Source organism: Candidatus Magnetobacterium casense (assembly GCF_019173545.1).
Lineage (GTDB): Bacteria > Nitrospirota > Thermodesulfovibrionia > Thermodesulfovibrionales > Magnetobacteriaceae > Magnetobacterium > Magnetobacterium cryptolimnobacter.
Genome location: NZ_JABXWD010000085.1, coordinates 1 through 11,501, shown reverse-complemented (window position 1 = coordinate 11,501; position 11,501 = coordinate 1). Strand labels below are relative to the sequence as shown.

Below are 11,501 nucleotides of genomic sequence, written 5' to 3'. Positions count from 1 at the left end.
CAGGAATGACACACTTGGAAAACGGCTGTAACTGTCATTCCTGCGAAAGCAGGAATCCATGCCTTTTAAACGTGAAATAAAAATTACCCTGCTTTTTTGAGAGGATACAAATGGGAGATAGCTAAGGCAGCGATAGATTATGTTGTAAAAGAAACAAAAAAGAATAATTCTCAATCCATAACATTAGGATTTCACGGAGGGGGAGAACCAACACTAAATTGGAATATATTAACCAAAGCAGTCCGATATGTAAAGAATGAAGCACATAAAAATTCAAAAGCCTTACATATCACGGGGTCATTTAATGGTTATTGGACAGGGCACAATCTTGATTTTATTACAAGTAATTTTACCGAAATAAGCATGTCATTTGATGGTATACCGATAGTGCAGAACCGTCATCGCCCCACCAAGGATAACACGGAATCATTTTCCACTGTAACACGGTCACTATATACATTCGATGAGAAACAGTTTAACTATGGAATCAGGCTAACTGTCACGGAGGAATCGGTAAACTATTTAGAAGAATGTGTTTCATTCATATGTGAGAGATTCAATCCCCAAAAAATACAGGTCGAGCCTGTATTTTTGGAAGGACGGGCAATAAAAAATGTCTCGCAAATCAGGAATCTGGACGTATTTATCACTCAGTTTATAAAAAGCCACGAGATCGCTGAAAGACACGGCATAACATTGTTTTATTCCGGCGCAAGGATAGAAGTACTAACGCAAAGGTTCTGCCTTGCGTCCTGTAGGGCATTCGTTGTAACTCCAGAAGGGGATGTAACTACATGCTTTGAAACGTATGGTAGAGACCACCCTATGAGTGAGCGGTTTATGGTGGGAAGGTACGATGGCAATGCTGGGTTTATTGTTGATAATGAAAAGTTGAATAAACATTTTTCACGGGTTGTGGATAATATTCCTTACTGTGAATCGTGCTATTGCAGATGGCACTGCGCAGGTGATTGTGCCATAAAGACCTTATCACCAATTGAAACCGAGAATTTTGTCCCTACGGAAAGATGTTATATAAACAGAGAATTGACTAAATACCTTATATTATGCAAAATAAGGAAAAGCAATGAATTAATTTGGATGACAGACAAAGGAGGCAATAGGTAATGGATAAAATAGAGAAGCCTGAGTTTAGGTTGAAGAGAGTTTATTCCAATGGCAGTTCGGAGGATCCGTGTCTATATGGGATTGAAGACATAGACTCATCCTGGCAAATGGGCAGGAGGGGGTTTTTGATAACTTCTATTGTTGGGTTAGGAGTTCTAAATACTGGATTCAGTGCGTCTATTGCGAGTGAGAAAAAACCAAAGGAAAGTATAAAAGATGATGTATTAAAAGGCAATTGTCCCAATTACGTCAAGGCACATACAGGTGGTGTTACATCTGTCTCCTTCAGTCCTGATGGAAAGATCCTTGCTTCCTGCTCATACGATGAAACCATAAAAATATGGAATATACCTTCTGGCGACCTCCTCAGAACGTTGAAGGGACATGAGATGTGTTCCATCTCCTTCAGCCCTGACGGAAAGTTCCTTGCCTCTGGTTCATGCGACAGCACCATTAAGATATGGGAGATGCCTTCTGGCGACCTCCTCAGTACGTTGGAAGGACGTAGTACTCACTCCGTCTCTTTCAGCCCTGATGGAAAGTTACTTGCCGCCGGTTCAAACGACAAAACCATCAAGATATGGGATATGGATTCCATGAAGTTTATAACGTGCTTATTAGATCCAAAGGCAATGGAAAAAGGTAATGAGGCTAATCAATACACTCGTATCGATGAATACGGACGGACTATCACATACACACTACCATGCGGTACTCCTATACCACCTGGAGCAATCTGCACTTGCAATTGCGTTCCTGGTTCATATAGCCCACCTGCTTCTACCGGCGGAGGGGGAACTTTTTGTACCTGTGACACGATATGCACCTGCGTGCCAATAAAATAGAGGTTTTTTCTAACTTGAGGTTGTGTAGCAATGGAACAGAAAATTACGCTACGCTTTTTATGTGTCCTGTCATGGTTGTCAGCATAAATTCTACTCCCTTATACATATAAAAATCTGAAGGTGAAAAACATCCACAGCAACTGATCATCTCAAATAAACATGCAATTACACCTAAAGATAAGGCATTATACACACCAGAATGATGTATAGGAGCCAGTATACCGCATAGGTATTGATTCTTTTGGCTATATCTATTGGTACTGCTTACGGAAATTTCAAGTTCAATATCACGGGCTACTACCCCAACGAACACGAGCCGAACCAAATCCAGGCATGATCATATACTCTTTAGAAGCCGCCCACTCTCTGGCAGCCTCTTCTAACTCTCTTTTCCCACAGTTAAGGTAATCTTCAGCTAACGATATATCCCCATATTCAAAGAGTAAGTGTCGCAATTCGGGAATTCGTTTTGCATCTCCACGGCGGATATACTTATGGCATATACCGATAATCCGACATTCCGCATGAAACATTTTGAACTTGATATTGTTTACATAATGGCTTATTCAACCAAAATGAAAATTATTGGACGCTGGTTTTTTACACAACAGATTAAGAAACACGCTTATAGTATTATTAATACCTATTGACTTTTTAATCTGCCTATAAGGTCACATGAATAGCATCAATAGTAGTCAATATTTTATACCTGCTCAAGTACCCGTAACTTCTCATTTTTTCAAGGTTTAACATTGATATCTGTGGTTCAGGTAAATTCCTTTTTTTGAAAAGGGGTGTGCGGAATGTCAGATTTATTTACAGGTAACGCCTTACTTGAGATAGTCTGTTTTCCATGTGTCCTTAGCAAATAGCTCGCATAACATCGGCCATATTCTGTCAAGTCTATGAATTCGTTAAGAATCACTTTTTTTTGCTTCTTATTTGCTGTTTTATATCTCTTGGCCAATACCTTTGTTATTGCTTGCCTCTCTTTCATCTTTAACGACATATTTGCCTCCTATAATGTTGTTATATGAGGTTTATTATAATTTAGTATAGATTTTTATGTGAGGCAACGAGTCTTACTTCGTATAGATTTTAGATGAGGCAATTCGCCAGTTTTTTTTACAGCAAGAAATCTGTTATAATACTTATGGATAACATTAAGCTTACAATAAAGAGGTGAAACATGAAAATTAAAGCATCATTTGTTTGTCACGATCAGTGGTGGATTGCCTGGACAGACGATGTCCCTGGTGCGATGACCCAAGGGAAAACTATAGAAGAGGCAAGAGAGAACCTGATCGATGCCGTAAGGGAAATGCAAATGCCATGTGACATAGACAAATTGCCAAAACTTGAGGTTTTTGTAGAAGAAATGGAGGTATGAAGCGAAAATAATTGATCAGGCATATAGAAAAACATTTGTGTGTATTGTTACGTGAAGGCGCTAAACATAGCAGATACGTCAACTTATATGCACCAGCTAAATCGACAACAATACCAAGACATAATGAAATTGACGATGTCTTTGCTATCAAGATATGCAGACAGCTTGGTATTCCCGACATCAGGTGAGATTCTGTGAGGGGGGAATGGAGCCGTCCCCTTTTTACTTGCTCCATTTATTGGATATCTCTGGTCAGTAGTAAGAGCTTTTATTAAAGCGCCTTCCGGCAGACAGCGATTTAATGTTTTGGGTGCTCTTAAAGGGACATGTTTACAAGTGTGTCATTCCTGGCTTGACCAGGAATCCAGGGTGCGTAAAAGTATAGTTACCATGAAATATTAAAGAGGATACAAATCTGTTATAATATCTATGGATAACATTAAGGTCACAATCAAGAGGTAAAACATGAAAGTTAAGGCAACATTTGTTAAAGATGGTAAGTGGTGGGTTGCATGGACGAACGATGTCCCTGGTGCGATGACACAGGGGAAAACTATAGAAGAGGCAAGAGAAAATCTGGTTGATGCAATAAGGGAAATGCAACTTCCATACGATATAGAGAACTTGCCAAATCGCAAGGTGATTATAGAAGAAATGGAGGTATGAAGAGAAAAGAGCTAATAAGGTATATAGAACATCATGGCTGTGCGTTAGCAAGAGAAGGCGCTAAACATAGCAGATACATTAATTTATACGAATCAGATAAATCGGCAACAATACCAAGACATAATGAAATAGCCAATCTATTTGCTATAGAAATATGCAGACAGCTTGGTATCCCCGACATCAGATGAGATGCAGTGAAGGGTAGACGGAGCCGACACTTTCTTTTCTCTTGCGGTTAAATGTGGTTGTTCTGCTGCTTATTCCTGGCGGTTGTCAAACGATATTCAAACGTGCTATTATAAAGGACATATGAGTTACAGAGACAATACGGCGACATTATTGGAGTCAATCCTTGACAGACCAAAGGAGGCAGAGTTGTTTAAAGATGTAAGGGTGCGGTTTGCGCCATCGCCCACGGGATACCTGCACATAGGAGGTGCCAGGACGGCGCTGTTTAATTACCTGTTTGCCAGGCGCTATGGCGGAACATTCATACTCAGAATAGAGGATACCGACAGGGGTCGTTCCACGGACGAGTACATCGAGGCGATACTTGATGGCATGAGGTGGTTGGGGCTGGGTTGGGACGATGGTCCCTACAGGCAAACGGACAGATCGGAGTTGTACAACCAATATGTACGGCAGTTGCTTGACACCGGGATGGCCTACTACTGCTACTGTTCTGCCGATGAATTGGAGGAAAAACGCAAGCGGGCGCTGGCTTCCGGCAAACCGCCAAAGTACGACGGCACGTGCAGGGATATGAAGGAGCCCGGAGGATTCATCAAACCCACGGTACGCTTTAAGATGCCGCTTAGTGGTGAAACGGTAGTGGATGACCTTATCAAGGGCAGGGTTGTCTTTGAAAACTCCATTCTGGATGACTTTATCATCATGCGCTCTGATGACACACCCACGTACAACTTTGTGGTGGTGGTGGACGACCTTGAGATGGCCATAACGCACATCATCAGGGGCGACGACCATCTCAACAACACCCCCAAGCAGATACACATATACGATGCCTTTGGTCAGAAGCCGCCGCAGTTTGCGCATCTGCCCATGATCCTGGGAGCAGACAAGGCCCGGTTGAGCAAGAGGCACGGGGCAACGTCGGTGCAGAGCTATCGTGAGATGGGGTACATGCCACAGGCGTTGTTGAACTACCTTGTGCGTCTGGGATGGTCAAGCGGCGACCAGGAGGTCTTCAGCATGGAGGAGCTGACGGAGAAGTTCTCCCTGGACAACGTTGGCAAGTCATCGGCGGTGTTCAATCCGGAGAAGCTGTTGTGGCTCAATGCCGAGTACATCAAGGGGGTTGACCCGGAGGCGCTTATACCACTTGTGGAGCCGTTTGTTGCAGCCCGTGGGTACGACTGCGGCGCCTTTGATCCGGGCTGGTTAAGTGCGGCGATAAAGACCCTCCAGGAGCGCTGCCGGACGCTTGAGGAACTGGCCAACTCCCTGAAGTATTACATGGCGGAGGACGTCGAAATCGACGAAAAGGCTGGCAAGAAATTCATCAACGACGCCTCTAAGGCATATCTGCTGGCAGTACGGGATGCCGTTATACAGTTGCAGGACTTTCGGGCAGCGGAGATCGAGCGATTGTTTTTGGAATTGATCTCCGGCTTTGGGGTGCAGTTGGGCAAGTTGGCGCAACCGGTGCGGGTGGCCATCACGGGTAACACCGTCAGTCCAGGCATCTTTGAGGTCCTTGAGCTGGTTGGCAAGGAGCGTGTCGTCAAGAGGCTGGACAAGGCAATTGCAATGATCGGATAGAGGCATCCTTATACGTAGCACTCTTATGGGGGGCAAGGAGACTTCTTTTTGGTGGGGGTGCCTCATCACCCCCCTGACTTTGCCGCATTGACAATCGCAACAGGGATAAGTTAAACTGTTTGCTCCAGACTATAAAATCTACTAAACGGAGGTAACTGAGTATGAGGCAACTTGCAAAGGCAACTGGACTAATAGCACTGATGATGTGCATGTTGGTTCTGATGACCCAACCCCTGGCAGCCACAACGACTGCTAACGATGGGGATTGGTCGACAACAAATGTCACGTTGACAAACACCCCAGAGGCCGCTATGATGGTTCGCACAGGGGACATCGACAATCTGGGCTTTGGATGGCCTGCCGGTTATGATCCATTTTCAGGACACAGCACGCCATCGCACAGCTATCCATGGACGGTTGACCCAAGAGACCCCGATGGCACAGACAGGATCATGGTTATCACAAGCTATAACGGTCACCCACCAAACGGGCAGGACGGCTACACAGGTTCAACCGTGCGACCTGCAAACAATGTCAGGCCTATCGTCCTGGAGTATTCCCTCAACGGTCTGACTGTTAATTCTGCAATGTTGCAGATATTTGTTGACGACTTTCAGGCTCCGGTGTGGGATGCCCAATATGAGGTAACTATCAACGACGTGCGGATAACCGATTTGGAGGTTGTGATAAACTCCCTTGCACAGACAGGCCCTATTGGCAAGCTCATCACAGTGAGGGTCCCCGACGATAAGCTCGACCTGATAAGTAGCGGAAAGATTAGCATCAATTTCGATGATAACACAACAGGCGCCGGGGATGGCTATGCAGTTGACTTTGTAAAGCTGCTGATAAATCCATCGGGTGTGACGTCCACTGGTACGATAAAAGGTACTGTTACTGATTCTGATACCGGTACGGTGTTAATCGGTGCTGAGGTAAGTACCGGCGGCATTGTAAAAACTACCACCGATAGCGAGGGAGCGTACAAACTGACGGGAGTTCCGGCAGGACTTGTAGTAGTAAAGGCCTCTGCATCAGGTTACATACCTGATACAAAGACGGTTGACCTGGTGAAGGACACAACGGAGACAGCGGATTTTTCGTTGAGCAAGGGATACGGTGTAACCGTGAGCAAGTCAGGTGATGGCTATGGAACTGTTCTGAGCACTCCAAGCGGATTGGATTGTGGCGATACGTGCAGTTATCAATTTGCTCCGGGAACCAACGTTGTACTAACGGCAACTGCCGCAAGCGATTCAACCTTTACCGGCTGGAGTGGTGATTGCACCGGTACAAGTCCGATATGTACGCTGACCTTGTCGGGCAACAAAAAAGCAACCGCAACCTTCGCAGCAAGCTGCAAGGGTGGCACCACAAAGGGGCCAAAGTACGACTTCAATGCTGATGGTGTTGCCGATATCCTCTGGTATAACAATAAAACCGGGATGGTCTATGTATATCTCATGAAGGAAGACGGGACAATACTTAGTCACGGCACGCCTGCAACGGTTGCCGACTTAAAGTGGAAGATAGAAGGAGTTGGTGACTTCAACGGCGATGGCAAGAGCGATCTGCTGTGGAGGAACTCGGACACCGGACACGTTGGTATCTGGCTCATGGATGGCACCTCCGTTTCAAGTATGGGGTCACCCGCAACCATCTCTGACCTCAACTGGAATATAAAGCAGGTGGATGATTTCAACAAAGACGGCAAGAGCGATGTCCTATGGGAAAACATGGCATCAGGCTTGCTCGTTATCTGGTACATGGATGGCGTAAATATATCGAGCTATAAGTCAATTGGGTTAGTTCCTGTAACTGATTGGGAGATCATTAAGTAACGGGCAAGTAAGAAGGGCGGGTTTTGGGGGGTACCGTCCCCCCTGCCTCCCTCATACACCAAATGTCGATCAACACGAAACACTTAAACCGCTGCATCGAAACGCTTGAGAGATCGCTGGATTTTTTGCGGCAAAGCGAGATCGGTAGCATCGAATATGAGGTCTTCCGAAACGCGACAGTCAAAGGGTTTGAGTTGACACTGGAGGTTTCCGGAAAGCTGCTCAGAAAGGCGTTAAAGCCCTTTTTTGCTACGCCCGGGACGGTTGATACGCTGGTTTTCAAGGACATCTTCCGTTATGGTGCAAGGCATGGGCTACTCAGCACGGATGAGGTACAACGCTGGCTCAGATACCGTGACAACCGAAACGATACGGCGCATGATTACGGAGCCGGTTTTGCTGAGGAGACCCTGTCGTTATTGCCCGATTTAATAGCAGATGCAAGGCGCCTGATATACAATCTGGGCAATGTCACAGAGTATTGACATACGGCCAGAGTACCTGGCAACTCTCAAGACCCTGCTACGGCGGTATGTCCCCAGGGCGGAGGTCTGGGCCTATGGAAGCCGTGTCAGTGGCGGTGGACACGATGCCGGCGACCTTGACATCGTGTTGCGCTACCCTGAGGAGCCTACCAGATCGCAGGAAAATCTGCCTACCCTGAAAGAGGTATTATCCGAAAGCGAACTGCCAATCCTCATAGACGTGCTTGACTGGGCAAGGGTACCTGAGGACTTTCAGCAAGAGATATCGAAAGACTATGTAATCATTCAGTACCCGGAGGCAGAACAATAGAGTTACATTAGCGTTATCTTTCAGGTCTTTTTCGGCGGCAATGCCCCCTGTTCGAGCCAGGGGCAGGCACATATGGGCGCAAAATATCATTTCTTGTCATTCCCATGAACCATGTCCCTGGCTTGAACAGGGAAGGGAACGGGAATACATTTTTAAAAACCGCATTAAAAGGCGATATAATAAAAAGTACAAAAATTCGGTAAACAATGGCTTTATGACGCCCACCAAAAATTTATGCACCCCTTCAACCTATGGTGCTGGTATAAATCAACCGTAATCTGATAAAATTGCCAATGGAGTTTTCCAGCAAGGGCAGATTTTTTATGCTGCACACATACTCGCTCGTTGCCGCCTTTTTGCTCAGGCTGTACCTGGCAACGATTGTCGAGGGGTATCCGGCGGATATCGCTTGCTTCAGATCGTGGGCCATCTACGTCGCCGACAAGGGATTTGCGCACTTCTACTCCGGGGAGATTTTTGCCGATTACCCTCCCGGATACATCTACGTCCTGTACCTCATCGGCAAGCTCAGGGATGCCCTGTCCATGTCCTACTCCACAACGGCATACCTCGTCCTCGTCAAGCTGCCACCCATAATCGCCGATATTATCTCCGCCGGAATCGTCTTTCATCTTGCCCGTAAACGCCTCCCTGACAAGGCGTCCTTTGTCCTTTCGCTCCTGTATGCGTTTAACCCCGCCGTGCTCGTCAACAGTTGCCTCTGGGGACAGGTGGATGCCGTCTTTACACTCTGCATCCTGCTAACCCTGATGGCCATCACAGGACAACGCCTCGTAACAGCGGCACTGCTGTTTGCCGTCTCCGTGCTGGTCAAGCCCCAGGCGCTGATATTTACGCCCGTGATTGCATTTGCGTTTATCGGCCAGGGCTGGAATAAACAATCGTTTAAGACCATTGTCATTGCCTGTGCATGTGCCACAGGACTTTTCGCACTGGCCGTTGTCCCGTTTTCCATACACAAGGGCGTCTTCTGGATTGTGAGTCACTACCAAAAAACCCTGGCCTCATACCCATATGCCTCGCTCAATGCCTTTAACCTCTTCGCCCTCACCGGCGGCAACTTTCAGAACTATGACTCACGGCTGCTCTTTCTGTCATACTCCACGTGGGGCATCGTCTTTATACTCTGGACGGTCAGCGTTGCGTCATACTTTTTCTATAAGAACCGCACAACACAAAACCTCCCACTCATCGCACTGTTTATCATCACGGCAGTCTACGTTACGACCTCAAAGATGCACGAGCGTTACCTCTTTCCTGCCATGCTGATAGCCCTGTTGAGCTACATTCAGAGCAGAGACAGGAGAATCCTGTACATATACGGCGCAATCACCGCTACATTATTTGTAAATCAGGCAGATGTGTTATGGCTTGCCCTGCGTGGGAGCTTCCACATCCCGGTGTCCGACCCCCTGATGCTGGTGATATCGGCCATAAACGTAGCGATCCTTATCTACCTGGTACTCGTTGCCAACGACATAGTCCACGACAGGGTCAGAGCGGTAGAGCTAACACAGGATATCAAAGATTCATCAAAGATGCAGGCACTAGCAGAGACTTATGACCTTTCGTCCTCCACACCCGTTACCAGTTCCCTACAGCGCCTTGACTACGTCTTTATAACGGCACTTGTATTGTTCAATGCGGTGCTGATCTTTTACCGACTGGGGTCGTCTGCGGCTCCGGAGACCTTCTGGAAACCTGCCGCCGAGACGGAATCGGCGGCCATCGAGTTTGACTCGACAAAGGATGTGGTCAGGGTCTGCTTCTTTGGCGGAATCGGCGAGGGACAATACGGCATAGACTACATCGATACTGCCGGCAGACAGGTTAATGCTACGTCGATCAAACAGGTCTTTGTCTTTGAGTGGCGCTGTGAAAGGGTCAATTTCACCGCAAACACCGTCATGCTAACCGTCCAAAAGCCCGGGGCAATGCTCACCGAAATTGGCTTCTTTGACGCCTCCGACACGCTCATCAAGATACGCAACATCAGGCATCTCAACCCAACCTCTAACAGCGTCGGAACGGTACAAAACATCATCGACGAACAAAACACCGTCCCCGCAGCGCCATCGTATCTCAACAGTTCGTACTTTGACGAAATCTACTTCGCACGCACGGCCTACGAGCAAGTCCACCGTATAACGCCGTTTTATGAAAACACCCACCCACCCCTCGGCAAGCACTTCATCGCCATCGCCGTGAAAATACTTGGTATGAACCCCTTTGGCTGGAGGGTGACAAGTGCGCTGGCTGCCATTGCCATGGTGGTGCTCATGTACCTAATGGGGAGGCTCTTCTTTGACTCCACCAGGTATGCCGTTGTAGCGGCACTTCTGATGAGCTTTGACTTCATGCGGTTTGTACAGGGGCGGATTGCAACCATTGACACATTTGCGGTGTGCTTTATAATCCTCATGTACTACTTCATGTACCGCTACTACCTGTCAAACCTCCGTTGCAGGCCGCTCAGGGAAACGCTCATGCCACTGGGACTGTCTGGGGTAGCATTTGGGTTGGGGGCGGCCACAAAGTGGATATGTCTGTATGCGGGTGCGGGATTGGCCGTTGTGTTTTTTGCCTCCCTGTACTTCCGATTCGCTCAGTACCAAAAGACGGTTGAACAACCATCCGTTCAGAAATCAAAGAAAAAGCACACAAAGCACAAAGACTCTCAGAAGCAGCACTTCCTGCATATGCTTGTGTTTGTCAGGGGCAGCATATTGTGGGCGACATTGTTTTTTGTCATCGTTCCTGCGGTGATCTACACGCTTTCGTACCTGCCACTGTGGATGGCAGAGCCTACGCGGCCATTTCTTGATTACGTGCAGGCAAGTCAGACACACATGTTCAGCTATCACAAGAACCTGGTGGCAACCCATCCGTTCTCCTCCAACTGGTACGAGTGGCCGCTGTTGAAACGTCCCCTGTGGTTGTACGCCGGGCAGTCCTATCTGCCTCCGGGGCAGGTATCGAGTATCGTATCAATGGGCAATCCTGCGATCTGGTGGTTGTTTGCGCCGGTGTTGG

Annotated in this window: 11 protein-coding genes; 10 read left to right on the top strand and 1 reads right to left on the bottom strand. The window is 47.1% G+C overall.

Going from position 1 to position 11,501, the window contains the following annotated elements; genetic code table 11:
- The first annotated feature begins 96 nt into the window (after positions 1–96).
- Positions 97–1,128: a radical SAM protein gene (locus HWQ67_RS06540; RefSeq protein ID WP_218251870.1), complete on the top strand. Its 1,032-nt coding sequence runs from the start codon at positions 97–99 to the stop codon at positions 1,126–1,128.
- Positions 1,128–1,973 carry a WD40 repeat domain-containing protein gene (locus HWQ67_RS06535; protein WP_218251869.1) on the top strand — a complete coding sequence of 282 codons (846 nt, stop codon included), beginning with the start codon at positions 1,128–1,130 and terminating at the stop codon, positions 1,971–1,973. Before HWQ67_RS06540 ends, HWQ67_RS06535 begins: the two co-directional genes overlap by 1 nt.
- A 766-nt stretch (positions 1,974–2,739) precedes the next feature.
- Here the strand turns inward: HWQ67_RS06535 and HWQ67_RS06530 are convergent.
- Positions 2,740–2,982 (bottom strand): hypothetical protein, encoded by a 243-nt coding sequence (locus tag HWQ67_RS06530; RefSeq protein WP_218251868.1) that lies wholly within the window; start codon positions 2,980–2,982, stop codon positions 2,740–2,742.
- Between the two features lie 180 nt (positions 2,983–3,162).
- On the opposite strand from HWQ67_RS06530, the gene HWQ67_RS06525 reads away from it, so the two are divergent.
- The 8 genes from HWQ67_RS06525 to HWQ67_RS06490 all read left to right on the top strand — a co-directional run.
- Entirely contained in the window at positions 3,163–3,363 is a 201-nt protein-coding gene (locus HWQ67_RS06525; RefSeq protein ID WP_218251867.1) for a type II toxin-antitoxin system HicB family antitoxin, read from the top strand.
- A 465-nt stretch (positions 3,364–3,828) separates the two neighbouring features.
- Positions 3,829–4,029 (top strand): type II toxin-antitoxin system HicB family antitoxin, encoded by a 201-nt coding sequence (locus tag HWQ67_RS06520; RefSeq protein ID WP_218251866.1) that lies wholly within the window; start codon positions 3,829–3,831, stop codon positions 4,027–4,029.
- Complete coding sequence (locus HWQ67_RS06515) at positions 4,026–4,217, top strand: type II toxin-antitoxin system HicA family toxin (RefSeq protein ID WP_218251865.1); 192 nt, start codon at positions 4,026–4,028, stop codon at positions 4,215–4,217. Before HWQ67_RS06520 ends, HWQ67_RS06515 begins: the two co-directional genes overlap by 4 nt.
- A gap of 121 nt (positions 4,218–4,338) precedes the next feature.
- Complete coding sequence (gene gltX / locus HWQ67_RS06510; RefSeq protein WP_218251864.1) at positions 4,339–5,811, top strand: glutamate--tRNA ligase; 1,473 nt, start codon at positions 4,339–4,341, stop codon at positions 5,809–5,811.
- Positions 5,812–5,972: 161 nt separating this feature from the next.
- Positions 5,973–7,652 (top strand): carboxypeptidase regulatory-like domain-containing protein, encoded by a 1,680-nt coding sequence (locus HWQ67_RS06505; protein WP_218251863.1) that lies wholly within the window; start codon positions 5,973–5,975, stop codon positions 7,650–7,652.
- Between the two features lie 62 nt (positions 7,653–7,714).
- Entirely contained in the window at positions 7,715–8,137 is a 423-nt protein-coding gene (locus HWQ67_RS06500; RefSeq protein ID WP_218251862.1) for a nucleotidyltransferase substrate binding protein, read from the top strand.
- The gene (locus HWQ67_RS06495; protein ID WP_218251861.1) at positions 8,121–8,447 is read left to right on the top strand and encodes a nucleotidyltransferase domain-containing protein; all 327 of its coding nucleotides are present in this window, start codon (positions 8,121–8,123) and stop codon (positions 8,445–8,447) included. The genes HWQ67_RS06500 and HWQ67_RS06495 overlap by 17 nt, the downstream gene beginning before the upstream one ends.
- 323 nt (positions 8,448–8,770) lie before the next feature.
- A partial coding sequence (locus tag HWQ67_RS06490; protein ID WP_218251860.1) for a glycosyltransferase family 39 protein occupies positions 8,771–11,501 on the top strand: 2,731 nt, incomplete at its 3' end.

Coding starts and splice junctions, on each gene's coding strand:
- HWQ67_RS06535 (WP_218251869.1), top strand. CDS start 1,128: ATGGATAAAATAGAGAAGCCTGAGTTTAGGTTGAAGAGAGTTTATTCC.
- HWQ67_RS06530 (WP_218251868.1), bottom strand. CDS start 2,982: ATGTCGTTAAAGATGAAAGAGAGGCAAGCAATAACAAAGGTATTGGCC.
- HWQ67_RS06525 (WP_218251867.1), top strand. CDS start 3,163: ATGAAAATTAAAGCATCATTTGTTTGTCACGATCAGTGGTGGATTGCC.
- HWQ67_RS06520 (WP_218251866.1), top strand. CDS start 3,829: ATGAAAGTTAAGGCAACATTTGTTAAAGATGGTAAGTGGTGGGTTGCA.
- HWQ67_RS06515 (WP_218251865.1), top strand. CDS start 4,026: ATGAAGAGAAAAGAGCTAATAAGGTATATAGAACATCATGGCTGTGCG.
- gltX (WP_218251864.1), top strand. CDS start 4,339: ATGAGTTACAGAGACAATACGGCGACATTATTGGAGTCAATCCTTGAC.
- HWQ67_RS06505 (WP_218251863.1), top strand. CDS start 5,973: ATGAGGCAACTTGCAAAGGCAACTGGACTAATAGCACTGATGATGTGC.
- HWQ67_RS06500 (WP_218251862.1), top strand. CDS start 7,715: ATGTCGATCAACACGAAACACTTAAACCGCTGCATCGAAACGCTTGAG.
- HWQ67_RS06495 (WP_218251861.1), top strand. CDS start 8,121: ATGTCACAGAGTATTGACATACGGCCAGAGTACCTGGCAACTCTCAAG.